We start from the raw sequence: 24,772 nt of genomic DNA on the forward strand, positions 1-24,772 counted from the left end.
AGCCATCCCTGCCGCATTGCGCGTCGGCAGTTTGCTCCGGATCCCTTGGGACACTGAAATGAATATCGACCGATTCTTTCGATACTTGATGGTCCTGTGCGGTGTGCTGGCCTGCTGGCCGGCCACTGCGCAGGCCATCCGCATCAAGGAAATCGCGGCGGTGCAAGGCGTGCGCAGCAACCAGCTCACCGGCTATGGCCTGGTGGTGGGGCTGGACGGCACGGGCGATCAGACCACGCAGATGCCCTACACCACGCAGAGCCTGAACAACTACCTGCAACAGCTGGGCCTCACCCTGCCACCCGGCACGAACATGCAGTTGAAGAACGTGGCGGCCGTGATGGTCACCGCGCAGTTGCCCGCTTTTGCCCAACCCGGCCAGGCCATCGACGTGACCGTGTCTTCGGTCGGCAACGCCAAGTCGCTGCGCGGCGGCACGCTCGTGGCCACGCCCCTCAAGGGCGCCGACGGGCAAATCTACGCGCTCGCGCAGGGCAACCTGCTGGTGGGTGGCGCGGGCGCCTCCGCCGGTGGCAGCAAGGTGCAGATCAACCACCTGAGCGCGGGCCGCGTGCCCGGTGGCGCGCAGGTGGAACGCGCGGTGGCGACGCCCTTCGCGCTGGGCGAGACGATCGACCTCGGCCTGAACTCGAACGATTTCCAGACCGCCAGCCGCGTGACCGACGCGATCAACCGCGTGATGGGCGCGGGCGTGGCCAGCGCGATGGACGGCCGCGTGGTGCGCCTGCGCGCGCCGGCCAACCCGAGCGAGCGCGTGAGCTTTCTCGCCAGGGTGGAAGACATCCGGCTCGAGGCCACCATCCCCACCGCGCGCGTGATCATCAATTCGCGCACCGGCTCCATCGTCATGAACCAGGCCGTCACGCTCGGCGCCTGCGCGGTCTCGCACGGCAACCTGTCGGTGAGCATCAGCTCCACCCCCGTCATCAGCCAGCCCAACCCGCTGTCGCGCGGCGAGACGGTGGTGGCCGAGAAGGCCAACATCCAGATCAGCCAGGACAAGGGCGCGCTCATCAAGCTCGACACCGCACCTCAACTGGCGGACGTGGTGCGCGTGCTGAACTCGCTTGGCGCCACGCCACAAGACTTGTTGGCGATCCTGCAGGCCATCAAGGCCTCGGGCGCGATGAACGCCGAGCTGGAGGTGATCTGATCGTGAACACCTCGGGCCTCAAACCGAGCGGCCTGGCCGCCGACCCGACCGCGCTCAACGCGCTGCGCTACGGCGCGAGCAAGGGTGGTGACGACAAGGCCGCGCTCAAGGAAGCCGCCAAACAGTTCGAATCGCTCTTCATGCGCGAGCTCATCAAGAGCATGCGCGAAGCCACGCAGAAATCCGGCCTGATGGACGGCGAGGGCAGCGACCTCGGCACCGACCTGCTCGACCAGCAATTCGCGGTGCAGCTCTCTGGCCTGCCCGGTGGTTTGTCCGAAGCGATCGAGCGCCAGCTTGGCCGCCAGATGTCGGCCACCAAGAGCCCTGAACCCATCGCCGACACCAGCACCGTGGACCGCGCCAGCGCGGGCCCGCGCCAGGCCGGCTTCGTCGACCAGCACAGCGAGGCCGCCGCCACCGTGGCGCGCGAGTCCGGCATTCCCGCCAGCTTCATGATTGGCCAGGCCGGCCACGAAACCGGCTGGGGCCGCAGCGAAATCCGCCACGCCGACGGCTCGCCCTCGCACAACCTGTTCGGCATCAAGGCCACCGACAGCTGGAAGGGCAAGGTCGCCGAGATCACGACCACCGAATACGTCAACGGCGAGCCGCGCAAGGTCACCGCCAAATTCCGCGCCTACGACTCCTACGCCGACTCGTTCCGCGACTACGCGCGCCTCATCGGCAACAGCCCGCGCTACGACGGCGTGATGGACCAGCTGCATTCTGTGCAGGGTTTTGCCAGCGGCCTGCAAAAGGCCGGCTACGCCACCGACCCGCAATACGCCGCCAAGCTGAGCCGCGCGATCAACACCACCCTGTCGCTGCAACGCGCGCAGGGTTGAACGAGAACCCACCATGTCTGCCCTGAACATCGGCGCCCGCGCCCTCAATGCCAACCTCGCTGCCCTGCAGGTCATCGGCAACAACATCGCGAACGTCAACACGCCCGGCTACTCGCGCCAGAACGTGCTGCAGGTGAGCTCCGGCTACCAGCAGATGGGCAACGGCTTCTTCGGCAAAGGCATGGAGATCGCCACCGTCGAGCGCTCGCACAACGCCTATCTCACCAACGAAGCGCAGAAGGCCGGCTCCGTGGCCGCCGCCGATGCGCTGCGCTACGCGCGCCTGCAGCAGCTCGAAAGCGCGTTTCCCACCGGCACGGCGGGTCTGGGCGCGGCGCTCAACGACATGCTCAACGCCTGGACCGACGTGTCGTCCTCGCCCGGCAACCTCACCGCGCGCGTGGTCGTGATCGCCAAGGGCGAAGAGCTGGCCTCGCGCCTGCGCAACACCGCCGGGCAGATCGACTCGCTGCAGAAGACCACCCTGGCACAGGCCGAAGGCGCGGTCAGCACCATCAACGCGCTGGCGCAGGACCTGGCCAAGATCAACGGGCGCCTGTCCGAAATCGGTGGCGGTGGCGCGCACACGCCGAACGACCTGCTCGATCAGCGCGACAAGATCCTGAGCGACCTCAACAAATACGTGCAGACCACCAGCGTGCAGGCCGACGACGGCACGGTGAGCGTGTTCGTGGCCGGCAGCCAGCCGCTGGTGCTCGGCGCGCGCGCGAACGCGCTCGCGGTGGGCCGCGACAGCACCGACACGTCCCGGCTGTCCTTGTCGTTCGTGCAGGGCGGCGTGAGCACGCCCATCCAGGAAGCGAGCCTGGGCGGGGGTGAACTCACCGGCCTGATGCGCTTCATGAACACCGACCTGGTCGATGTGCAGAACCAGCTCGGCCGCATGGCGCTGGCCACGGCCTATACCGTGAACAACCAGCACCGCCTGGGCGTGGACCTGCAGGGCAACCCCGGCCAGGACTTCTTTGTGCCGCCCGCGGCCGCCAAGGGCCTGCCGATGTTGGGCAACAACGGCACAGCCGAGGCCAGCGTGAGCGTGAGCGACCCGGCCGCGTTGGTCGCTTCCGACTACGAACTGCGCTTCGAAGCGGGTGGCATGAGCGTGGTGCGCCTGTCCGACGGCACCAGCACGCCCGTGGCCTCGTTGCCCGCGCAGGTCGACGGGCTCACGTTCAACCTCGACCAGGGCGTGGGCCAGCCGGGCGACCGCATCCTGATCCGCCCTTACGAGGCCGTCGCGCGCAACCTGCAGGTCGCCATCGGTTCACCCGACAAGCTGGCCGCGGCCAGCCCGGTGATGGTGACCCCCGGCACCGGCAACTCGGGTGGCCTGAGCGTCGAGAGCCTGTACGCCTCGTCCCCGTCGGCCAACCTCACCGACCCCGTCACCATCACCTTCCTGGCCGACGGCAGCTTCACCGCCACCGGCCTGGGCCCGGGCAACCCCGCGCCGGACAACCCCGGCCCGCCGCCGAGCTACACCTTCAAGCCCGGCGAGTCCATCACCCTCAACGGCTGGAGCCTCACGCTGCGCGGCAACCCGGGCGCGGGCGACACCTTCAGCGTGGGCGCGGCGCCGGCCGGCTCGATCGCGCAGAACGCGGGCAACAGCGTGGGCATGCTGGCCCTGCGCGACAAGTCCACCTTCGACGGTTTGCCGCTGTCCGACGGCTACGTCAGCCTGTTCGCCGACATCGGCACGCGCGTGCAAGGCGCCGAGTTCGCCGCCAACTTCTCCGCCAACATCGCCACCACCGCCGAGACCGCGCGCGCCAATGTGTCGGGCGTCAACCTCGACGAAGAAGCCGCGCGCCTGTTGCAGTACCAGCAGGCCTACCAGGCATCGGCCAAGTTCCTGCAGATCGCACAAAGCACCTTCGACAACCTGCTGCAGATCGTGGGCCGATGAGATGAAACACCCCCTGGAAGGCGTGCGCCTCGTACGCCGCGCTCTGGATATCGGCAGTCTGAAAGATTGAGGAACTGACATGCGAGTCTCCACCGCCAACAGCTACGACAACACCATCGCCCTGCTGACCAAGCGCCAGGCCGAACTGGCCGCGCAGCAAGAGCGCGTCACCACCGGCATGCGCGTGCGCAAAGCGAGCGACGACCCCGTGGCCGCCACGCTGGCCGAAACCGCGGCCAACCGCCTCGCGCGCACGCAGGCCGATCTGCGCGCGCTCGAGGCCTCCAAGACCAGCCTGCAACAGGCCGAATCCGGTCTGGGCGAATCGGGCGACCTGCTGCAGAAAGTGCGCGACCTGCTCGTCACCGCCGGCAACGCCACCTTCACCGACGCCGAGCGCGAAGACGTGGCCAAACAACTCGAAGGCCTGCGCGAACAACTCATTGCCGTGGCCAACCGCAAGGACAACGCCGGGCGCACGCTCTACGGCGGCCTGGGCGGTTCGTCCGTGCCCTTCGCCGACCTCTATGGCCCCAGCGGCAATGGCGTGCAATTCGAAGGCCAGCGCGGCCAGGCCGCGGCCGGCAACAGCGCGCTGCCTTCCGCGCTCGACGGCGACGCCATCTGGATGCGCGTGCCCCAGGGCAATGGCAGCTTCACCGTGAGCCTGCCCAACAGCAACACCGGCGGCGTGAGCACCACCATGGGCAAGGTCACCGACGCCGCGCTGGCCACCGGCGACGACTACGACATCACCTTCGCCGACGTCGGTGGCGTGATGCAGTACACCGTGACCAACACCACCACCGGCACGCCCGTGCCCGGCCACACCGGCCAACCTTACGTGGCCAACAAGACCATCGAATTCGACGGCGTCTCGCTCGAGATGCGCGGCACGCCCGCCGCCGGCGACCGCGTGGAACTGCGCCCCGTCACCACCACCACCGACATCTTCTCGGTGGTGCAGGGCGCGGTGGACGCGCTGCGCTACAACGGCACCAACCAGAGCGCGCACCAGGCCCAGGCCATGGCGCGCGCGATGACCGAAGTCGACGCCGGGCACGACCGCGTGCTCGCCGCGCGCGGCCGCGCCGGCGAGTGGCTCAACCGCGCCGACTCGCTCGACAGCCAGATGGAAGGCCGCACGGTCGCCCTCAAGGCCGAGAAAGCCGGCCTGGAAGAACTCGACATGATCCAGGGCCTGACCGACCTGGAAACCCAGCGCGTCGGCTTTGAGGCCGCCATCAAGTCCTATGCCCAGGTGCAGCGCCTGTCCTTGTTCTCGGCCATCGGATGATCACCAGCCGCAACACCGTTCTCGACAGCATCGCGCTCGGCTACGAGCCGGTGTGGAACCGCGCACGCGAACTCGCCGCCGTGCGCCTGGGTGTGCGCGCCGTGCACCCCGAATCCATCGACGCCGCCCACCTCATGCAAGCCCTGGGCGACGACTGGCCCGAGAGCGCGCCGGTGCTCATGCTGTCCATCGACAGCCCGCGCCTGCTGCAGCAAGCGCTCGACTGCGCGCCGGTGCACAACACCTGGCTCGAAGTCCCGGGCTCGCAGTTCGAACACACCGAAACCCTGGCCCGCCTTCACGCGGCGGCGCGGCGCGGACACAAGCTGCTGCGCCGCACCGAGCTGACCGCCGTGCGCGGCGAGAAGTTCGCCCCCGCCGACGCGCGCAATCTGCTGCGCCTGGGCGCGGAGTCGGTTCCCGCGGGGCTGATCGGCCAGTTGGTCGAAGGCGTGCTCACGCAGACCCTGGTGCGCCAATGCCTGGACGACGCCGGCGCCTGGGGCGTGCTCGGCTGGCCCGACGCCGACGTGCTGCACACCCACCGCCACCAGCCGCTGAACTACGACGCCGCGGTGATCAAGCAGATCCTGATGGCGATCGGCGACGAAGACTGCTCGGTCGAACACCTGGAGCGCCTGGTGCGGCAAGACCCGGTGCTGGTCTACCGCATCCTGCTGCTCGTCAACTCCGCCGCGTTCGGCGGCCGCCACGAAATCGGCTCGCTGCGGCACGCGCTCATGATGCTGGGCTTTCGCGAACTCGGTCGCTGGCTCGCCGAACAACTGCCCCACAGCGAACCCGACCGCGACCTGCACCCCGTGCGCTACGCCATGGTGATGCGCTCGCGCCTGGCCCAACACCTGCTGGCCACCGGCGCCGAAGACAACCTGCGCGGCGAGGTCTACACCACGGCGGTGCTCGCGCAACTCGACCGTTTGTTGCACCAGCCGCTCAACGACCTGCTCACGCGCCTGCCCCTGTCCGGCCGCGTGTTCGACGCCGTGCTGCGCCACGACGGCCCCTACCACCCGCTGCTCGACGTGGCGCGCGCGCAGGGCGAACCCGGTCAACTGCACCGCCTGCCGGCCGTGTGCCAACGGCACGACTTCAGCCTGGAACACGCCAACCGCGCGTTGATCCGCATGCTGGCCACCAGCCGCGACCATGCGAGCGCGCGGGTTGAAAGACTGGCCTGAAGCAACGCGCCGCCGCGCTACGATGGCGGGCATGACCGCCGCGCCACCGCCCTCAACCCCCCACCACACCAGCGCCCTCGTGCTGTTCTCCGGTGGCCAGGATTCCACCACCTGCCTCGCCCATGCGCTCTCGCGCTACCCGCGCGTGGAAACCATCGGCTTCGACTACGGCCAACGCCACCTGGTGGAAATGGACGCGCGCCTGAACGTGCTGCGCGAACTGCGCCAGCGCTTCCCCGCGTGGTCCCAACGCCTGGGCGAAGATCACGTGCTCGATCTTGGCGTGCTCGGCAAGGTCAGCGAAACCTCGCTCACGCGCGACATGGCCTTTCGCATGGAAGAAAACGGCTTGCCGAACACCTTCGTGCCCGGGCGCAACCTGCTGTTCCTCACGCTGGCGTCGGCGCTGGCGTATCGGCGCGGCATCCAGGTCATCGTGACCGGCGTGTGCGAAACCGACTATTCCGGCTACCCCGATTGCCGCGACGACACCATGAAAGCGCTGCAAGTCGCGCTCTCGCTCGGCATGGACCACCGCTTTCTCATCGACACCCCCCTGATGTGGATCGACAAGGCCGCCACCTGGCGCCTGGCGCACGAGTTGGGTGAAAACGCGCTGCTGGTGGGTGGTGGCAATGCGCTGGTGGAGTTGATCGTCGAGCACACCCACACCTGCTACCTGGGCGACCGCACACACCGCCAGCCGTGGGGGTACGGCTGTGGAGGATGTCCGGCGTGCGAGTTGCGCGCCAAAGGGTGGGACGCTTACACCGCCCCGGTGGCTTGAGGGTTGGGTTGAGGGTTTCCCCCGGCACTAAACTCTCCCCCCATGTCCAAGCCAACCCCCGCCCCCAGCCTGAACGACCCGCGCGCCCTGCTGCGCCACCTGTACGACGTGGCGGTGCAGCGCGCGCTGCCCCTGCACAACACGGCCGCCAGCTTGCCGCCGCCGCCCAAGGGCCGGACCCTGGTGTTGGGCGCGGGCAAGGCCGGCGGCGCCATGGCGCAGGCGGTGGAAGCCCTGTGGCCGGCCGAGGCGCCGCTCTCGGGCCTCGTGGTCACGCGCTACCACCACACACCACCCCGTCCCGCCGGCCTGCCGCAGCGCATCGAGGTGGTGGAAGCCTCGCACCCCGTGCCCGACGCGGCGGGCCTGGCCGCCGCCCAACGCATCCTGCAACTGACCGAAGGCCTCACCGCCGACGACCTGGTGCTCTGCCTCATCTCGGGCGGTGGCTCGGCCCTGCTCACGCAGCCGTGCGATGGCCTCACGCTCGAAGACAAACAGCGCATCAACCGCCAATTGCTGGAAAGCGGCGCGCACATCGGTGAAATGAACACCGTGCGCAAGCACCTCTCGGCCATCAAGGGTGGGCGCCTTGCCGCCGCCTGCGCGCCGGCGCGCGTGGTCACACTCACCATCAGCGACGTGCCCGGCGACGACGTGAGCGTGATCGCCAGCGGACCCACCGTGGCCGACGCGTCCACCTGCGCCGAGGCGCTGGACATCCTGCGCCGCTACCAGATCGACGTGCCGCCCGCGGTGCGCGCGCAACTGGAGAGCGGCGCACTCGAAACCCCCAAGCCCGGCGACCGGCGCCTGCAGGGCCACGCCGTGGAACTCATCGCCACACCCCAGCAAAGCCTGGAGGCCGCGGCCGACGCGGCGCGCGCGCTGGGCCTGAACGTGGTCGTCCTCAGCGACGAAATCGAAGGCGAATCGCGCGAGGTCGGCAAGGTGCATGGCGCCCTGGCGCGTTCCACCGCGCTGGGCCGCAGCAGCTTCCAGACACCGTGTGTGATCCTCAGCGGCGGCGAAACCACGGTCACGGTGCGCCCCCGTGTCGAAGGCCAGGCCAAGGGTCGGGGCGGACGGGCCGGCGAGTTCTGCCTGGGCCTGGCCCAGGCCCTGGGCGGACAGGCCGGCGTGTGGGCCCTGGCCGCGGATACCGATGGCATCGACGGGGTAGAGGACAATGCGGGTGCGTTGGTGACGCCCGACACGCTGGCCCGGGCCAGTACGAAAGGCCTCAAAATCACCGACCACCTGGCCCGCAACGATGCCTACGGCTTCTTCGAGCCACTGGGTGACCTGGTGATCACCGGGCCCACGCACACCAACGTCAACGACTTCCGGGCCGTGCTGGTGGTGTGACGTCGACGCGCTCCACGTGGCGGCCTTGCGCCGCCGTGGCGCCTTTTTCAATCTGTTTCATTTACCGTATAGACCGCGCCCGACAGGGCGCCGAGGCCACTTCCTTGCGCAGCCATTTCAACCGTTCCGCCCTGGTGCGCCAGCTCGCTGGCTGGTTGCCCGCGCCCGAGGAACCCTCGCGGCAAGACTTCGCCGAGCGGCTGGGCGGGTGGCTGAACGTGGCCGACGCCATCACCCTGGCGTCCGCCCACCAGAGCCTGCCCACACGGGCCACCGCGCGCCGCAAGGCGGAACACCAGCCTGCCGCCGATCCCCAGGCCGACCTGGAGCGCGTGCGCGGCACGCTCGCCAAGGCCATCGCCACGCCACCCCATCCCCCCACCGACGCCAGCGACACCGAGTTCGCGCTGCACCACCAGCGGTACCTGGACCACCAGCGGCGCATGGAAATGGCCATTGACGCCCTGCGCGACCACGTGCGCCAGGTGCTGGCCGCGACCTCACCAAAGCTGGCGCAGCTCGCCGCGATGGACGCCATGCTCGACCAGATGCTGGGCGGGCGCGAACAGCGCGTGCTCCATGGCGTGCCGGCCATCGTCAAGGCGCGTTTCGCCCAACTGCGCCAGTCGCAGCCCGACACCTGGCCCACGCCGTTCGAGCAGGACTTCCAGCAGGTGCTGATGGCCGAGCTGGACCTGCGCCTGCAGCCGGTGATGGGCATGGTCGACGCGTTCGGCAAAGAAGCCGGCGCCTCCCTTTCGAATCGAACCCCATGAGCAGCAACGCCCCCAACCGCATTTTTCTGACCGCCGCCTTCGTCCTCGGCCTGCTGGCCATCCTCTGGGTGGGCTGGGGCTTCGTGGGCACCAGCGCCCTGGCCTTGCTCATGACCGCGTTCATCGCCGCCGTGTACCTGCTCGGCGCGCAGGAGATCCGGCGCTACCGGCAAACCACCGCCTCGCTCGCGCAGGCCCTGGCCCAGGTGCCGCAGCCGCTGCACAGCCTGAACGACTGGCTCACGCAAGTGCCACCGGCGCAGCAGAACGCGGTGCGCCAGCGCATCGAAGGCGAGCGCGGCGCGCTGCCCGGCCTGGCGCTCACGCCCTACCTGATCGGCCTGCTGGTCATGCTGGGCATGCTCGGCACCTTCCTGGGCATGGTCGTCACCTTCAAGGGCGTGGTGTTCACGCTGGAAGGCTCGGCCGACCTGGAGACCATCCGCTCCGCGCTGGCCTCGCCCATCAAGGGCCTGGGCCTGGCGTTCGGCACTTCGGTGGTGGGCGTGGCCACTTCGGCGATGCTGGGGCTCATGTCCGCGATCAGCCGGCGCGAGCGCGCCGAAGTCGCGCGCCAGCTCGACGCGCAGATCGCCACGGTGTTCAGGCCGTTTTCGCTGGTGCACCAGCGCCAGGAAACCTTCAGCGCCCTGCAACAGCAGGCCGGCGCCTTGCCCGCCGTGGCGGCGCAATTGCAAGCGCTCATGGAGCAGATCGACCGCCGCAGCCAGCAGCTGGACGAACAGCTGCTCAGCCGCCAGACCCAGTTCCACCGCGAAGCCAGCGAGGCCTACACGCAGTTGGCCAGCTCGGTGGAGCGCACGCTCAAGGACAGCCTGAGCGCCAGCGCGCGCGAAGCCGGTGCCACGCTGCAGCCGGTGATGGAAAACGCGATGAACGCCATCGCCCTGGAATCCACGCGCTTGCACGAGCGCGTGAGCGAGGCGGTGCAGGCGCAGATGGGCACGCTCAACGAGCGCTTCGGCGCCACCGCCAGCGCCGTGTCCGATGGCTGGACCGCCGCCCTGCAGCAGCATGCGCAGACCAGCGAACACCAGGCGCAGGGCCTGGAGCGCGCGCTCAACACCTTCACCACGACGTTCGAAGAACGCTGCGCGACCTTGATCACCGGCGTGCAGGAATCCGTGAACCGCACGCAAGCCGAGCAAGCCGGCAGCGACCAGCAACGCCTGGCCGCATGGACGCAAGCTTTGCAAGACAACGCACGCCAGGGCGAGCAACAGGTGCAAGGCCTGGACCGCGCGCTCAACGCCTTCACCAACGCTTTCGAAGAACGCTGCGCGGCCTTGATCACCGGCGTGCAGGAGAGCGTGAACCGCACGCACACCGAGCAAGCCGGTATCGACCAACAGCGTCTGACCGCCTGGACGCAAGCCCTGCAGGACAACGCGCGCCAGGGTGAGCAGCAGGTGCAAGGCCTGGACCGCGCGCTCAATGCCTTCACCACCAGCTTCGAAGAGCGCTGCGCGGCGCTCATCACCGGCGTGCAGGAAACGGTCCACCGCACGCACACCGAGCAGGCCGTTAACGAGCAGCAGAAGCACGCCGCCTGGACGCAAGCCCTGCACACCACGGCCAGCGCCTTGCAAGACGAGTGGCGGCAGGCCGGCGCGCAGATGCTGACGCAACAGCAAGCATCCGTTCTGGCGCTGGAACAAACCGCCAGCCAATGGCGCGACGAACTCGCCATGCTGCGCAGCGAAGAAGCCGCGCGCGGCCAGGCCGCCGTGCAGCGACTGGGCGAGTTGCAGTCGTCGCTGAACGAGCAGGTGAGCACCCACCTCGTGACCCTGGGCACCGCGCTGGAAGCGCCCATCACGCGCCTGCTCGACAGCGCGGCCGACGCGCCCAAGGCCGCGGCCGAGGTCATCGCGCAACTGCGCCAGGACATGAGCCAGCTCACCGAGCGCGACAACCTCGCGCTGCAGGAACGCGCCAGCCTCATGCAGAACATCGATGCCCTCGTGCAAGGCGTGCAGCAGGCCACGGCCGAGCAACGCGCAGCGGTGGAATCGCTCGTCAGCTCGGCTGGCTCGGTGCTCGACCAGGTCGGCCGCCAGTTCGCCGAGTCCGTGGGCGCGCAGGCTGTGCGCGCCGAGGAAGTGGCCACACAGGTACAGGGCAGCACCATCGAGCTGGCCGCGCTGGGCGAAGCCTTTGGCCATGCGGTGGAGCTGTTCTGCAGCACCAACGAGAAACTCATCGAGAGCCTGCAGCGCGTCGAAGGCACGGTGTCGCAGTCGGTCGCGCGCAGCGACGAGCAGCTGAACTACTACGTGGCACAGGCGCGAGAGGTGATCGACCTCAGCATCACCTCGCAGCAAGGCATCCTGGAAGACATGCACCGCCTGCAGCGCCAGGCCATGGCCAAAGCCGAGAGCGAAGAAGGGGCCGCGTGATGCTCGGCCTGGACGATCGAGCGCTCGACGAAGACGACGGCATCGAACGCACCGCGCCGGTGTGGGCCGTGTTCGGCGACCTCATGGCCGGCCTGGTGGGGGCGTTCGTGCTCATCCTCGTGGGCGTGCTCGCGGTGCAGATGGACCTGGTGACCAGCCTGCAAACCGAGGTGAAAAAGCGCGAGCAGGAAGAGCAGCGGCGCATGGCGCTGGAAAAAGCCCTGGCCGTTCCACTGCAGAACGGCCGCGTGACGCTGGACAACGGCCGCATCGGCATCAGCGGCAACGTGCTGTTCGCGCTCAACTCCGACGAACTGCGGCCCGAAGGCCACCAGGTGCTCAAGAGCCTGGTGCCGCCGCTGCAGGTGTATCTGAAAGAGCGCGACGAAATGCTCATGGTCAGCGGCTTTACCGACGACCGCCCGGTGCAGGCCACCAACCTGCGCTTCGCCGACAACCTCGAACTCTCGGCCCAGCGTGCGCTCACCGTCACGCGCGTGCTGATCCAGGAAGGCATGCCGGCGCAACGCGTGTTCAGCGCGGCTTTTGGCGCCCAGCAACCCGTGGCAGCCAACACCGACGAAAAGGGCAGGGCCTTGAACCGCCGTGTGGAGATCGCGCCGGTGCCCAAGGCCACGAACGGGAGCAGCACCAAGGGGGGGGCGGGTGGCTGACACGGCCGATGCCGTGCGCGCCCACTACCGGGCGGCGTTGGCGCGCCGCCTGGAGGCCGCGCCGCCCGCGGTGCAGCGCCTGCTGCAGGACAAATGGCCGCCACGCGAAGAAGACACCCCAGGCGAGCCCGGGGTGGCCCCTGCGGTCCCCGCCGCGCGGCCCAGGCGCAGAGCGGCTGCCTCGCCGCCGGGCAAACCCGCCTCGCCGCTGGCGCAACTTAACCAACACATCGCCGACGGCGTGCAGCCACCCGGCGCGCCACGTCCTGAACTGCGCAGCGCGCAGGCGTTTCGCGAAACCTGGTCGCGCATCTGCGCGGAGGATGACGTGCACCAGGCCGTGCAGCGCGGCCCGGAAAACGCGGGCCCGCTCAATTCACACAGGCTGGTGTTGCGCACCCTGGGCCTGATGCGCGAGCTCTCGCCGGACTATTTGCGCCGCTTCATGGCGCATGCCGACACACTGTTGTGGCTGGACGACGCCAGTGCGCGGCTCAAGCCACCGGCGGTCAAGCCGAAGGCCTCGCGGCAAAAAAAATGACGCAATTTAGGACAAAAGCCGCCATCTAGCGCACACTCCACGTCGTGCGCGTTCAAAAAGAGCGTGCACGAGTCATGTGATCGGCCAGTTTCGCGCGCCACGATGCACTTTCGGGTTTGTTGTGCTTTCGGGACCCATCGCTATGTTTCTGTTTTTTTGAGGAGTCCTCTTGGGCAACAAACTTTACGTCGGCAATCTGCCATACACCGTGCGGGACGAAGACCTGCAACAGTCTTTCTCCGAATTTGGCTCTGTCAACAGCGCCAAAGTCATGATGGAGCGCGAAACCGGTCGCTCCAAAGGCTTCGGCTTTGTTGAAATGGGCAGCGATGCCGAGGCGCAAGCCGCCATTTCCGGCATGAACGGCCAGTCCCTGGGCGGCCGCTCCATCACCGTGAACGAAGCCCGTCCGATGGAGGCACGTCCTCCCCGCACCGGCGGCTACGGTGGCGGCGATCGCTCTGGCGGTGGCGGCTACGGCGGCGGCGGCGGTGGACGCGGCGGCTACTAAGCCCTGCACACCCCCGGTTTCGGCCTTGCGCTGAAACCAACCCAAAAGGCCTCAAAACTTCGGTTTCGAGGCCTTTTTTCCTGGCGACCTCAACCCAGCTCAGCCAACCCCGGGTTGAACACCACTTCCCACACGTGCCCGTCCGGGTCCTGGAAGTAGCCGGCGTAGCCGCCGTAGAAGGTCTCCTGCGCGGGCTTGACGATGCGCGCGCCGGCGTCGGTGGCCTGCTGCATCACTGCGTTCACCGCTTCGCGCGAGTCCACGTTGTGACCGAGCGAAAGCTCCAGCGCGCTCGACGCCTGTGGGGTGCTCGACAGCAGGGGCAGGCCGGTGTCGGCCGCCAGGCTGCGGCGTGGCCACAGCGCGAGCTTGAGGCCGTTTTGCAGGTTGAAGAAGGCCACCGCGCCGTTCTCCATCTCGGCGCCGATGATGCCCTTGGTGCTCAGGCCCAGGCCGTCGCGGTAGAAGGCCACGGCGCGCTCCAGATCGTCCACGCCCAGGGTGATGACGGTGATGTGCGGTTTCATGGCAAGGCCTCTCCCTTTCTGGACAGACTCAGCCGACTCAGCGGCGGATCTTGTAGCCGGTCTTGAACACCCACGCGATGAAGCCCAGGCACAGCGCCATGAACAACACCGTCATGCCGGTGCTCAGCACGATGTTCACGTCGGACTCGCCGTAGAAGGCCCAGCGCAGGCCGCTGATGAGGTAGACCACCGGGTTGAACAGCGAAACCGCTTGCCACACCGGCGGCAACATGTTGATGGAGTAGAACGCGCCGCCCAGGAAGGTGAGTGGCGTGACCACCAGCAGCGGAATCACCTGCAGTTTCTGGAAACTGTCGGCCCACAGGCCGATGATGAAACCGAACAGGCTGAAGGTGATGGCGGTGAGTAGCAGGAAGCCCACCATCCAGACCGGATGCTCGATCTGGTACGGCACGAACAGGCGCGCCGTGCCCAGGATGAGCAGCCCCAGCATGACCGACTTGGTGGCCGCCGCGCCCACATAGCCGCACAGCACCTCCACCCACGACACCGGCGCGGACAGCAGCTCGTAGATCGTGCCCGACCACTTGGGCATGTAGATGCCGAACGAGGCGTTGGAGATGCTTTCGCTCAGCAGCGAGAGCATGACCAGCCCGGGGATGATGAAGGCGCCGTAGGTGATGCCGTCGATGTCGCCCATGCGCGAGCCGATGGCGGTGCCGAAGACGATGAAGTACAGCGAGGTGGTGAGCACCGGCGCGACGATGCTTTGCGTGATGGTGCGGAAGGTGCGCGCCATCTCGAAGCGGTAGATGGCCTTGATGCCATGGAAATTCAGGCTCATGCGGGCACTCCGGTGCGGCTGTCTTGCTGCGGTTTGCGGACCAGGCTGACGAAGATGTCTTCGAGCGAACTCTCGCTGGACTGCAGGTCCTTGAAGTGAATGCCTTGCGCGTTCAGCGTGCGCAGCAGCTCGGCAATGCCGGTGTCTTCCTTCTGCGTGTCGAAGGTGTAGGTGAGCGTGTGGCCTTCGTTGGACAGTTCCAGCGGCCAGCGCGTGAGCGCGTCGGGCACTTGCGCCATGGCGTGTTGCAGCGTGAGGGTGAGTTGCTTCTTGCCCAGTTTGCGCATCAGCACGTGTTTGTCTTCCACCACGATGAGTTCGCCGTTGTTGATCACGCCGATGCGGTCGGCCATGTCTTCGGCTTCCTCGATGTAGTGGGTGGTGAGGATGATGGTGGTGCCGCGCTCGCGCAGCTCGCGCACCATGCGCCACATGTCGTGCCGCAGTTCCACGTCCACGCCCGCGCTGGGTTCGTCGAGGAACAGGATCCTGGGCTCGTGCGACAGCGCCTTGGCGATCAGCACACGGCGCTTCATGCCGCCCGAGAGCGTGAGGATCTTGTTGTCCTTCTTGTCCCACAGCGAGAGATCGCGCAGGATTTTTTCGATGTAGACCGGGTCGGGCGCCTTGCCGAACAGGCCGCGGCTGAAGCTGACCGTGGCCCACACCGATTCGAAGGCGTCGGTGTGCAGCTCTTGCGGCACCAGGCCGATGGCTTCGCGCGCCCGGCGGTAGTCGCGCACGGTGTCGTGCCCGTCGGCCAGCACCACGCCGTCGCTGGCGTTGGCGATGCCGCAGATGATGCTGATGAGCGTGGTCTTGCCCGCGCCGTTGGGGCCGAGCAGGGCGAAGATTTCGCCGCGCCGGATGTCGAGGTTGACGCGCTTCAAGGCCTGGAAACCACCGGCGTAGGTCTTGCTCACGCCGCGCACGGACACGATGGGGTCGGCGGTGGTGACCGCCTGGGAAGAAAAGGACATGGAGCCTCCTGAAGCGCTGCACTCTAGCACTGTTTTTGTGTACAGTGATCATTCCATGCCGAACGTCCACATTCCCATTCAGGCCATCAAGGGCCGGGGCATCAGCCACCAGCAGCCGCACCGCTTCCTGCGCGACGAGCGCGCGGCGTTCGACGATGGCTGGGGCGCGCTGGACGGCGCGGCACTGGCACGCGGTGAAGCGCCGCCCCCGGCCACCGAGGTGACCTGGGAAGACTGCAAGAGCGCCATCACCCACAACGATTCGCCGGACGTGGGTTTCATGATGGGCCTCAATCCGTACCGGGGGTGCGAGCACGGCTGTGTGTACTGCTATGCGCGGCCCACGCACAGTTACCTCAACCTCTCGCCGGGGCTGGACTTCGAGACCAAGATCATCGCCAAGCGCAACATCGCTTCCGTGCTGCGGCGCGAGCTGGCCAGCCCGCGCCACGTGCCCGGCCTGCTGGCCATCGGCACGGTGACCGATGCCTACCAACCGATCGAGCGCGAGCTCAAGCTCACCCGCGCCGCGCTCGAGGTGCTGGCCGAAGCGCGGCACCCGCTGGCCATCGTCACCAAGGGCAGCGGCGTGGAGCGCGACATCGACATCCTCGCCCCGATGGCCGCGCAGGGCCTGGCGGCGGTCTACGTCACCATTACCTCGCTCGACGCCAGGCTGGCGCGCATTCTGGAGCCGCGCGCGGCCGCGCCGCACCGGCGGCTGCGCATCCTGCGCACGCTGGCCGAGGCCGGCATTCCGGTGGGCGTGAGCGTGGCGCCGCAGATTCCCTTCATCACCGACGACATGGAGCAGGTGCTTGAAGCCGCGTGGGACGCCGGTGCGCGCCGCGCCTTCTACACCGTGCTGCGCCTGCCCTGGGAGTTGAGCCCGATGTTTCGCCAGTGGCTGGACCTGCACTACCCCGACCGCGCCCTGCGCGTGATGGCGCGGGTGCAGGAGATGCGCGGCGGCAAGGACTACGACGCCGACTTCGCACAGCGCATGCGCGGCAGCGGCGTCTGGGCCGAGCTGATCCGCCAGCGCTTTGACAAGGCCTGCACGCGCCTGGGTTTCAACCAGGAGCGCGAGCCCTTGAAGACCGAGCTGTTCCGGCCGCAAGCCTTGCGAGCGCAGCAGGAACTGTTTTGACGAATGATCAGGCCGGGATCAACTCTGGCGCGGCGGCCAGGTACTCGGTGGCGCGGCGCTTGGCGCGGATGTCGTCGTATACGCGCTGGGCCTGGGCCGGGGTCATCTTCAGCGCGAACGCCAGTTCTTCGGCCGAGCGGCCGTGTTCCAGCGCCCACAGCGCGATGTCCATCTGCGCGTAGGGCAGCGCGAAGTAGAACTCGTCCTGGCCCTGCGGCAGGGTGTAGGTGTCGGTGGTGGGCACGGCGTTGCAGATCGCGTCGGGCAGTTGCAGGTGGCGCGCCATGGCGTAGACCTGGGTCTTGTACAGGTGCGCGATCGGCTTGAGATCGGCCGAGCCGTCGCCGTTCTTCACGAAGAAGCCCTGGTCGTACTCCAGCCGGTTGGGTGTGCCCACCACGGCGTAGTTGAGCCGGTCGGCGTGGTAGTAGTCCATGGTCTTTCGCACGCGCTGCTTGAAGTTCGTGGCCGCCACGATCTGCAGGTACTCGCGCAACGGCAGCCGCACGCTCTGCTGCTCGCCCTCGGGCGACTGCACCACGAGCTTGAAGAAGTTGATGCCGCCTTCGACGCCGCCGGCGATCACGATCTTGTTTTTCCAGCCTTCGCCGTAGGCCGACACCACGCGGCGGATGGCCTCGTCGCGCTGCTGGTAGCAGCCCAGGGCGTCGAGCGCGGACGCGATGTCGTGCACCTGGTATTCGATGCCCAGGTGCTCGGCCAGCTGGCGGCCGCGCTCGGTGCTGAAGCCGCTCGAATCGCGCTCGGGCAGCAGCAGGCCGAACACCTTTTTCGCGCCCAGCGCGCGCACCGACAAGGCCGCACACACGGAGCTGTCGATACCGCCACTGATGGCCACCACCAGGCCGCGCCGGCGCAGTTTCTGCGTGAGCACCTGCGGAATCCACTGCGCGATGCGGGCGAGTTCCGCTTCGCAGTCGAGTGCGAGCGACTCGGGGCCCAGCGGAACCGCGCTCATCAGGCCACCACCTGCTTGCGCTGCACGAAGGCCTCGATGGCGTTGAGCGAGTCCAGGTTCTCCGGCACCATTTCGTCGTCACCGATCTTGAAGCCGTAGGCTTCTTCCAGGTGCGCCACCAGTTCCAGGAAACCGGTGGAATCCAGCACCTGGTGCTCCAGGAAGGAGTCGTCGTCGCCGGGCGACACCGCGCCCGCGCCGAGCAGGAAGTTCTCTTCGATGTAGCGCCGCACGTCGGCCTTGATGGTGCTCATGGAGGTGTTCCGTTGGTTGAAGTGGGTTGAAGGGAAGGGGTGTTCAGGCGAGGTCGCGCCGGCGCAGCTTGCCGGATTCGGTGAGCGGCAGTTCGTCGACGAAGGCCACGGTCTTGGGTGCCATCCAGCTGTCCAGCCGGGCCAGGCAATGGCGGATCACCTCGCGCTCGCTCAGCACCGCACCGTCGCGCAGGCGCACGAAGGCCTTCACCGCATGGCCCATGCGGTCGTCGGGGGTGCCGGCCACGGCGGCTTCGCGCACGCCGGGCAGTTCGCAGATGGCGTGCTCCACCTCCAGCGGGTAGACCTTCTCGCCGCGCGACTTGAACATGTCGTCGGTGCGGCCGACGCAGGTCAGCCAGCCGTCGGCGTCGCTGCGAAAGACGTCGCCGGTGCGCAGGGTGTTCTCGCCGGCGCGCGGGCCGGGCGTGAGGCGGCTGGGCTGGCCGCTGGGTGCATTCCAGTAGCCGGCGCTCACGTGCGCGCCGCGCACCACCAGCTCACCGGTGCTGCCATGTGGCAGGCGTTGACCGGCCTCGTCTTCCAGCCAGTGTTCCTGGAACGGCAGGCCGCGCCCCACGCTGTCGGGCCGCGCATCGATCTCCTCGTGGGGCAGGTAGCTGGCGCGCATGCATTCGGTGAGGCCGTACATCAGCAGCAGCCGCGCCCGCGGCAGGCGCTGGCGCAGCTGCGCCACGTGCGCGGCGGGCAAGGCCGCGGCGGCGTTGGTGATGAGGCGCAGCGCGCTCAGGTCGTGCGCGGACAGGTCGAGCGCCAGCAGGCTGGCCCAGAGCGTGGGCACGCCGGGGAACACAGTGATCCGCTCGGCCGCCAGGCGCTGCAGCAGCCGCACGGGAAACGCGGCCGAGTTCTCCAGCACCAGCGTGGCGCCCAGGCCCAGGCCCATGACCACGTGGTAGAGCCCGTAGCTGAAGGTGGGCGGCAAGGCGAGGCCGATCACGTCGTCCGGCCGCCAGTGCAGGTAGGCCTGCACCGAGCGCCAGGCCGCGAGCATGTTGGCGTGGCTGAGCATCACGCCCTTGGGCACGCCGGTGGTGCCCGAGGTGTAGAGCAGGGTGGCGAGGTCGTTCGGGCTGCCGGGTCCGGTGAGCGGGGTCGCGCTGGTGGCGGGCCGTGGCCAGGCCTGGGCGGGCGGGGGTGCGGCGCCCAGGGCCCACACCGCGATGCGGCTGTCGCCCAACTGGCCCAGCGCCGCCGTCCACACCGGCGACAGCATGGCCTGCGTGAGCAGGGCGCGCGCACCGGTGTCGGCCAGCACGTGGGCGAGCTTGGGCGCCTTGGTTTGCGGTCCCAGCGGCACCACCACCGCGCCCAGGCGCCACACCGCGTGCAGCGCGGCCACGTAGTCGATGCCGCTGTCGAGCAGCAGTACCACGCGCTCGCCCGGGCCGATGCCGGCGTCCTGCAAGGCCTCGGAGATGCCGCGCGCCTGCGACGCGAGTTCGCAATAGCCCACACGCCGCTCACCCGCCACCACGGCAGTGTGGCCGGGCTGTTCGCGGCAGCGCGCTTCGAAGGCGCTGTGCACGAAGGGGCCGGGGGGTGACACAGGCTGTCTCATGCGGTCTCCGGTGCCGGCACGGCGGGTCGCACGAACTGCTCGTGCAGCAGCATGGTGGAGAGCACGCCGACGAAGGCCATGTTGTCGGCGAAGCCGGTGGCGCGGCCGGCGGCGCATCGGGCGCTGAGCCGCGCGACGGCGGGCGCGTCGAACAGGCCCGCGTCGCGCACACTGCCGTCGCTGAGCAATTCGGCCACCCAGGGCAGCGGCTGGCCGGCCTCGAAGAAGCTGGCGCAGTCGGGCGAGCGGTAGGGCTGTTTGGTGCGGCGGCCGATCTGCGGTGGCAGCTCGTGCGCAAAGGCCTCGCGCAGCAGCAGCTTCTCGGTCAGGCCGCGCATCTTCAGGCGCGGCGGCAAACGGCTGGCGAAGGCGATCACGCGCGGATCAAGGAACGGGTAACGGCCTTCGATGGACGCGGCCATGGCCATGCGGTCGCCCTGCGCGGCCAGCAGGTAGCTGCTCATGAGGGTGTGCGCTTCGACGTACTGGTCGCGCGCCATCGGCAGCCACTGGCCGAAGCCGCTGGGCAGGCGCGCGCGCAACTGGGCCGCCGGGTCGTGCCGCGCCAGCGCCTGCTGTTGCTCGGGCGTGAAGAAGGCCCAGGCGCGCCGTGTGGTGGACAGGCGGGTCTGGTGTGCGAAGGTGGCATCGTCGCCGGGCACCTTGCTGTCGGTGAAGAAGCGTTGCGACATTGCGTTCGAACCACCGGGCGAACGCGCGAGCCAGGGGTAGAGCCGCTCGACCACGCGCGCGCGTCGGGGCGAATCGGGCAGCCGCGCAACGAAGCGGCGGATCTTCGCCTCCTTGAACAGGTCGTAGCCGCCGAAGACCTCGTCCGCACCCTCGCCGGTGAGGACCACCTTGTAGCCGGCGGCGCGCACGCTGTCGGCCAGGCGCAGCATGGGCGTGGGGGCGGTGCGCACCAGCGGTGTTTCGGCGTGCCACACGGTGCGCGCGAAATCGGCGGCGATGTGGTGGCGGCCGCAGCCGATGGACGAGTGCTCCGTGTTCAGGTGCCGCACCATCGCCTGCTGGTGCTCGCTCTCGTCGAACTCGGCGTCGTCGAAGGTGAGCGAGAAGCTGCGCAGCGGCGCGTCGGTGTGGCGGCGGATGATGGTGGTGAGGATGGACGAGTCCAGCCCGCCGCTGAGGTAGGCGCCCACCGGCACGTCGGCGCGCAGTTGCAGGCGCACCGCGTCCACCAGCAAGGCGTGCAGCTCGTCGGCGAGCGCGTCTTCGTCCACCGGCGCGAAGGGGTCGGTGACGGGGAAATCCCAGTCCCACCAGCGCGTGAGCGTGTCGCCTTGAGCGTCCACTGCGAGGCAGTGGCCCGGTGGCAGGCAGCGGATGCCTTCAAACGCCGAGTGCGGCGCGAGCGGCGCCCACCAGCCAAAGGTGGCGGCGAGGCCGGCGGTGTCGAGCTGGCGCGGCACCTCGGGCAGTGCGAACAGGGCCTTGGCTTCGGACGCGAACGCGAGGCGCTGGCCTATGCGCGTCCAGAACAGCGGGCGGATACCCACGCCGTCGCGCGCCAGCAGCAGGCGCTGGCGGCGCCCGTCCCACAGGCCGATGGCGAACTGGCCATTGAGGCGCGAGAGGAAGGCGTCGCCCCAGGCCTGGTAGGCGTGCAGCAGCACCTCGGTGTCGGAGTCGGTGGCGAAGCGGTGGCCGGCCTGGCGCAGCTCTTCGCGCAGTTCGATGTAGTTGAAGATCTCGCCGTTGAAGACCAGTTGCACTTGACCATCGGCGCTGCCCATGGGTTGCGCGCCGCCTTCGAGGTCGATGATGGCCAGTCGTGCGTGGGCCAGGCCGATCGGGCCATCCGTCCAGGTGCCGCGCCCGTCCGGGCCGCGGTGGCCGAGTGTGCCGATCATGGCGTCGAGCTCGGCGCGCGCGGGTGCACGCCGGGGACTGAAGAGGCCTGCGATGCCGCACATGCTCAGGCCTTCGCGGGGCTCGGGTGGTCAGAGCGCATCGCTGTCGTCGCTCGCGTCGGTCAGGCTCCAGCGGGCTTGCGCCAGTCTCGCGGCCAGGGCCGGGTCGCGCGACTGCACGCCGCACAGGCGGCCTTCGTCGTTGCGCGAGGGCAGGAAGCCGGCGCGCTTGGCCACGCGCTGCGCGGTGGCGTCCTGCAAGGTGAGGCGCACGCAGCTGCAGCGGCTGGCAGCGGCTTCGCGCACCGCGTCGTGCAGCAGGCCGAGCAGGGTGGCGTCGTTGTCGTGGTGCCAGTCGATCACATGCAGCTCCGGCCGGCCCTGGTGGTCGGTTTGCGTCGACCAGGCGATGAGGCCGACCACCGCGCCCTCGCGCCGCGCCAGGCGCATCACGAGCGGGCGCCGCGGGTTGTGCAGCAGCCGCTGTTGCAGGTAGGCGCTGTCGTGCCGCAGCCGCACGCTGGAGTCCCCGGCCGTGGGCACCACCAGCGCCGGGTCGAGTCGGGTGGCGCTCTCCAGCGTGAGGTCGCGTGGGCGGTGGCGGCGCAGCGCCAGCCGCCACAGGGCCAGGCCGCCATTGGCCACGCGCGTGACCAGGGGCAGACGGGCCACCAACGGCCAGCGGCGGTGCACGAAGGGTGCGAGGTCCAGCGGGTGGGTGAAGGTCAGGCGCGGGGGCAGCGGCTCGAACATGCGGCGCACGATGCCGGCCGAATTCTGGTTCGCGCCCACCGCGAGAGTGAAGTCGTGGCGCGCGAGCATGGCCTGGTTGAGCCAGATGCCCAGGCCCGATTCCTGCGCCTCGGGGCGCACCAGCAGGTCCATGACCTGCCCGCCCGCGAGCGTCTGGCCGTCGTGTTCGGCGCGCAGTTCCTCCACGCCGATGATGGCCAGCAACTGGCCTTTGGCGCGCAGGCACCACAGGTCGCCGAAACCACCGGTGTCGCGCCCGAACCGGTAGCGCCAGCGCAGGTAGGCGCCGTCGTCCCAGGCGCCTTGCAGGTGTTCCCGGCGCAGGGCGACGATGTCGGGCAGGTCGGCCAGCCCCGCGCGGGTCAGGCCACTCTGCAGCGCCGCGGCGTCCAGCCCCAGGCTGCGCGCCACCAGCCGGCCGAGCTTGTCGTGCTCGGGCAGGCGAGGGGCGGGCGCGACGGAGCGCCGGATGTCAGGCGTCTTCAATCAACACCCCATGCACCTTGAGGAAGGCGAGCACGTCGCCGATGCGCTGCATCTCGCGCGACACCTCGGCGGTGAGTTCGATGCCGAAGCGCTCGTCCAGCTCGGCCATGAGCATGAGGGCGCCCATGGAGTCCCAATCGTCGATGGCATCGCGCTGCAGGCCAGCGTGCACCGCCTCGATTGGCAGGTTGAAGCATTCCGCGAGCATGGCGAGGGCTTCGTTCACGGGCACCGGGGTCTGGGATTTTTCGCTCATCGGTGGCACCTCAATTCAAGGACAGGCCTTCGCCGTCGTCGTGCAGCAGCGCGGTGTGGTCGTCGATCTGGATCATGGCCGATCCCCACGACAGGCCGACGCCATAGCCCAGCAGCATCCAGTGCAGCCGCTGGCCCGGCTGGGGCGGGGCGAGCCGGCGCGTCATGGCCACGGCCACGGAAGGGCCGCCGCAGTTGCCGCTGTCTTCGATCGACATCGGCACGCGTTCGTCCGGCAGCCCGCTCTTCTTCATGAGGTGTTTCATGATGAAGCGGTTGGACTGGTGGAACACGAAGGCGTCCACGTCGGCCACGGTCTTGCCCGCGAAGGCCAGCGTTTCGGCGATCAGCGCGGGCACGCGCTTGATGGTGAAGTTGAAGATGGCCGCGCCGTCCATTTCCAGGAAGTGGTGGCGCGGGTTGGCGGGATCGCGGTCGCGGAAGGCACCGCCGCGCAGGATCAGCCCGTTGGCGCCGCTGCCATCGGTGTGCAGCACGAACTGCCCGCCCGCGCCGGGGCTGTCGTCGAGCTCGAGCGCGGTCGCCGACCCCGCGTCGCTGAACAGCAAGACTGTGGCCTGGTCTTCGGGGCTCACGAAGCGGCTGGGCGTTTCGCCGTGCAGCATCAGCACACGCTGGTGGCCACCGGCGCGCAGCATGGCGGCCGCGATGTACAGGCCGTAGGGGTAACCGGAGCAACCCAGTCCCACGTCGAACGCGGCGCAGCTGTCGGGCAGCCCCAGGCGCTGCTGCAGCAGGCACGCGGTGGAGGGCAGGAAGTGGTCGGGCGTCTGCGTGACGAAGATCAGCGCGCTCACCGTCTCGGGCGCCCAGCTCAGGTGCTCCATCAGGCGCGTGGCGGCGCGAAAGCACAGATCCGCCGAGGTGACCGAAGGTGCGACGACACGGCGTTCGCGCACACCGGCCATCGCCACGACCTTGCGTACATCCTCCGGTGGGAAACCGAGCGCTGGGTCGAGGTTGTCCACGACCATCGGAGGCAGGCACGTGCTGATGCCTGCGATGCGGAAACCGCCGATGTTCGATTGACTCACTCGATGCCCCTCTTTGGGTCGGCGGCGTCCCGGCTACGGGCGCTGCGCTGGTTTTAATACTCCGTTAAGTATACGGAACGTCCCGGGGCCAGGCGGCCGCCGGGCTTTCCGAGCCGTGACAGGTCACGCGAGTCGGGCCAGTGCGTCTTCGCGCCAGAAATTCAACGCGGCGTAGTAGCCCTCCCACACGCAGCCATTGCAGCCGCGTTCGCAGCAGGTGGTGGGCTCGGGTGGGGGCGGGCGCAGCGCGGTGTCGAGGTCCAGGCCTTGTCGTTGCGCCAGACCGCGCAGGTGAAACACCAGCGCCTGCGCGGTGGGCAGGTCGGCCAGGGACACGCTCGCGGGGTCGTGCCGCACGAAGCGCGGTTGCTCGCGTCCCTCGAACACCGCCACCTCGGTGAACATCGACGACGGCCGCACCCACAGCGCCCGGTTGCCGTACAGCACGCGGTACAGCGTCATGCCCTGCAGGGTCTCGCTGTGGCGCACGGTGTCGAGCACCTCGTACCACCGGCCCTTGTAGTGGCGGTACAGGCCGGGTGGGGTG

At 68.8% G+C, this 24,772-nt stretch carries 24 protein-coding genes and 1 pseudogene; 13 read left to right on the forward strand and 12 right to left on the reverse strand.

Annotated features, from left to right (window positions below; all coding sequences use genetic code 11):
* Positions 1 to 88 precede the first annotated feature (88 nt).
* The 12 genes from FFS09_RS22875 (at position 89) to rbp (ending at position 13,525) form a co-directional block, all read left to right on the forward strand.
* Entirely contained in the window at positions 89 to 1,174 is a 1,086-nt protein-coding gene (locus tag FFS09_RS22875) for a flagellar basal body P-ring protein FlgI (RefSeq protein WP_171020149.1), read from the forward strand.
* Positions 1,171 to 2,022: a flagellar assembly peptidoglycan hydrolase FlgJ gene (gene flgJ / locus FFS09_RS22880; protein WP_137921267.1), complete on the forward strand. Its 852-nt coding sequence runs from the start codon at positions 1,171 to 1,173 to the stop codon at positions 2,020 to 2,022. The genes FFS09_RS22875 and flgJ overlap by 4 nt, the downstream gene beginning before the upstream one ends.
* Positions 2,023 to 2,035: 13 nt before the next feature.
* Positions 2,036 to 3,952, forward strand: coding sequence for a flagellar hook-associated protein FlgK (gene flgK / locus FFS09_RS22885; protein ID WP_137921246.1), 1,917 nt, complete (start codon positions 2,036 to 2,038; stop codon positions 3,950 to 3,952).
* A 79-nt stretch (positions 3,953 to 4,031) separates the two neighbouring features.
* A complete protein-coding gene (gene flgL, locus FFS09_RS22890) occupies positions 4,032 to 5,249 on the forward strand; it encodes a flagellar hook-associated protein FlgL (RefSeq protein ID WP_137921247.1) in 1,218 nt (405 codons plus the stop codon).
* Entirely contained in the window at positions 5,246 to 6,448 is a 1,203-nt protein-coding gene (locus tag FFS09_RS22895; RefSeq protein WP_137921248.1) for an HDOD domain-containing protein, read from the forward strand. The genes flgL and FFS09_RS22895 overlap by 4 nt, the downstream gene beginning before the upstream one ends.
* A gap of 31 nt (positions 6,449 to 6,479) precedes the next feature.
* Positions 6,480 to 7,235 (forward strand): 7-cyano-7-deazaguanine synthase QueC, encoded by a 756-nt coding sequence (queC, locus tag FFS09_RS22900; RefSeq protein WP_137921249.1) that lies wholly within the window; start codon positions 6,480 to 6,482, stop codon positions 7,233 to 7,235.
* A 42-nt stretch (positions 7,236 to 7,277) separates the two neighbouring features.
* Positions 7,278 to 8,603 carry a glycerate kinase type-2 family protein gene (locus FFS09_RS22905; protein WP_137921250.1) on the forward strand — a complete coding sequence of 442 codons (1,326 nt, stop codon included), beginning with the start codon at positions 7,278 to 7,280 and terminating at the stop codon, positions 8,601 to 8,603.
* Positions 8,604 to 8,707: 104 nt separating this feature from the next.
* On the forward strand, positions 8,708 to 9,379 hold the full coding sequence (locus FFS09_RS22910) for a DUF3348 family protein (RefSeq protein WP_171020146.1): 672 nt from the start codon (positions 8,708 to 8,710) through the stop codon (positions 9,377 to 9,379).
* The gene (locus tag FFS09_RS22915) at positions 9,376 to 11,799 is read left to right on the forward strand and encodes a DUF802 domain-containing protein (protein WP_137921252.1); all 2,424 of its coding nucleotides are present in this window, start codon (positions 9,376 to 9,378) and stop codon (positions 11,797 to 11,799) included. Before FFS09_RS22910 ends, FFS09_RS22915 begins: the two co-directional genes overlap by 4 nt.
* The gene (locus FFS09_RS22920; protein WP_137921268.1) at positions 11,799 to 12,473 is read left to right on the forward strand and encodes an OmpA family protein; all 675 of its coding nucleotides are present in this window, start codon (positions 11,799 to 11,801) and stop codon (positions 12,471 to 12,473) included. Before FFS09_RS22915 ends, FFS09_RS22920 begins: the two co-directional genes overlap by 1 nt.
* Positions 12,466 to 13,014, forward strand: a complete 549-nt coding sequence (locus FFS09_RS22925; RefSeq protein WP_171020147.1) for a DUF2894 domain-containing protein — start codon at positions 12,466 to 12,468, stop codon at positions 13,012 to 13,014. Before FFS09_RS22920 ends, FFS09_RS22925 begins: the two co-directional genes overlap by 8 nt.
* Positions 13,015 to 13,183: 169 nt before the next feature.
* Positions 13,184 to 13,525 carry an RNA-binding regulator gene (gene rbp / locus FFS09_RS22930; RefSeq protein ID WP_137921254.1) on the forward strand — a complete coding sequence of 114 codons (342 nt, stop codon included), beginning with the start codon at positions 13,184 to 13,186 and terminating at the stop codon, positions 13,523 to 13,525.
* An 89-nt stretch (positions 13,526 to 13,614) separates the two neighbouring features.
* Here rbp and FFS09_RS22935 read toward each other — a convergent pair whose 3' ends face one another.
* From FFS09_RS22935 to FFS09_RS22945, 3 genes are read right to left on the reverse strand one after another with little or no spacing between them, the layout of a single operon-like run.
* On the reverse strand, positions 13,615 to 14,052 hold the full coding sequence (locus tag FFS09_RS22935) for a VOC family protein (protein ID WP_137921255.1): 438 nt from the start codon (positions 14,050 to 14,052) through the stop codon (positions 13,615 to 13,617).
* A gap of 37 nt (positions 14,053 to 14,089) precedes the next feature.
* The gene (locus tag FFS09_RS22940) at positions 14,090 to 14,857 is read right to left on the reverse strand and encodes an ABC transporter permease (protein ID WP_502703753.1); all 768 of its coding nucleotides are present in this window, start codon (positions 14,855 to 14,857) and stop codon (positions 14,090 to 14,092) included.
* A complete protein-coding gene (locus tag FFS09_RS22945) occupies positions 14,854 to 15,837 on the reverse strand; it encodes an ABC transporter ATP-binding protein (protein ID WP_137921256.1) in 984 nt (327 codons plus the stop codon). Before FFS09_RS22945 ends, FFS09_RS22940 begins: the two co-directional genes overlap by 4 nt.
* Positions 15,838 to 15,892: 55 nt before the next feature.
* Between FFS09_RS22945 and FFS09_RS22950 the strand changes: the two genes are divergently transcribed.
* On the forward strand, positions 15,893 to 16,987 hold the full coding sequence (locus FFS09_RS22950; RefSeq protein ID WP_137921257.1) for a PA0069 family radical SAM protein: 1,095 nt from the start codon (positions 15,893 to 15,895) through the stop codon (positions 16,985 to 16,987).
* A gap of 7 nt (positions 16,988 to 16,994) precedes the next feature.
* Here FFS09_RS22950 and nadE read toward each other — a convergent pair whose 3' ends face one another.
* From nadE to FFS09_RS31245, 9 genes and pseudogenes are all read right to left on the reverse strand, one after another.
* Positions 16,995 to 17,966: an NAD(+) synthase gene (nadE, locus tag FFS09_RS22955; RefSeq protein WP_137921258.1), complete on the reverse strand. Its 972-nt coding sequence runs from the start codon at positions 17,964 to 17,966 to the stop codon at positions 16,995 to 16,997.
* Positions 17,966 to 18,220, reverse strand: a complete 255-nt coding sequence (locus tag FFS09_RS22960; RefSeq protein WP_137921259.1) for an acyl carrier protein — start codon at positions 18,218 to 18,220, stop codon at positions 17,966 to 17,968. Before FFS09_RS22960 ends, nadE begins: the two co-directional genes overlap by 1 nt.
* A gap of 43 nt (positions 18,221 to 18,263) precedes the next feature.
* Positions 18,264 to 19,802 (reverse strand): class I adenylate-forming enzyme family protein, encoded by a 1,539-nt coding sequence (locus FFS09_RS22965; protein ID WP_171020148.1) that lies wholly within the window; start codon positions 19,800 to 19,802, stop codon positions 18,264 to 18,266.
* Positions 19,799 to 21,739 (reverse strand): asparagine synthase (glutamine-hydrolyzing), encoded by a 1,941-nt coding sequence (gene asnB, locus FFS09_RS22970; protein WP_137921261.1) that lies wholly within the window; start codon positions 21,737 to 21,739, stop codon positions 19,799 to 19,801. Before asnB ends, FFS09_RS22965 begins: the two co-directional genes overlap by 4 nt.
* A gap of 27 nt (positions 21,740 to 21,766) precedes the next feature.
* Positions 21,767 to 22,915 (reverse strand): hypothetical protein, encoded by a 1,149-nt coding sequence (locus FFS09_RS22975; protein WP_137921262.1) that lies wholly within the window; start codon positions 22,913 to 22,915, stop codon positions 21,767 to 21,769.
* A complete protein-coding gene (locus tag FFS09_RS22980) occupies positions 22,902 to 23,171 on the reverse strand; it encodes an acyl carrier protein (protein ID WP_137921263.1) in 270 nt (89 codons plus the stop codon). The genes FFS09_RS22975 and FFS09_RS22980 overlap by 14 nt, the downstream gene beginning before the upstream one ends.
* A gap of 10 nt (positions 23,172 to 23,181) precedes the next feature.
* Entirely contained in the window at positions 23,182 to 24,225 is a 1,044-nt protein-coding gene (locus FFS09_RS22985; protein WP_137921264.1) for a 3-oxoacyl-ACP synthase III family protein, read from the reverse strand.
* 123 nt (positions 24,226 to 24,348) lie between these two features.
* Complete coding sequence (locus FFS09_RS31240; protein WP_502703754.1) at positions 24,349 to 24,582, reverse strand: oxidoreductase-like domain-containing protein; 234 nt, start codon at positions 24,580 to 24,582, stop codon at positions 24,349 to 24,351.
* Positions 24,577 to 24,772 (reverse strand): annotated as a pseudogene (locus FFS09_RS31245) (DUF1653 domain-containing protein); the annotation flags it as partial. The gene FFS09_RS31240 and the pseudogene FFS09_RS31245, both read right to left, overlap by 6 nt.

The sequence above is a fragment of the Hydrogenophaga sp. 2FB genome (genome assembly GCF_005503365.1).
GTDB lineage: Bacteria > Pseudomonadota > Gammaproteobacteria > Burkholderiales > Burkholderiaceae_C > Hydrogenophaga.